The organism is Duganella radicis (assembly GCF_009720825.1).
Taxonomy (GTDB): Bacteria; Pseudomonadota; Gammaproteobacteria; order Burkholderiales; family Burkholderiaceae_D; genus Rugamonas; species Rugamonas radicis.
On record NZ_WNKY01000145.1, the window covers coordinates 1 to 255 of the forward strand.

Annotated in this window: 1 rRNA gene; it reads right to left on the bottom strand. The window is 49.4% G+C overall.

What is annotated here, in order from left to right:
* Positions 1-255, bottom strand: a 23S ribosomal RNA gene (locus GM676_RS31425); the annotation flags it as partial.

Here is a 255-nt window from a genome sequence, read left to right on the forward strand (position 1 = left end):
GCTTGCACCCCATCATTTAATCTTCCAGCACCGGGCAGGCGTCACACCCTATACGTCCACTTTCGTGTTTGCAGAGTGCTGTGTTTTTATTAAACAGTCGCAGCCACCAGTTTATTGCAACCTTTTCACCCTCATGCAGTAAAGCATTCAAGCTACCGAGGCGTACCTTTTCCCGAAGTTACGGTACCAATTTGCCGAGTTCCTTCTCCCGAGTTCTCTCAAGCGCCTTAGAATACTCATCTCGCCCACCTGTGT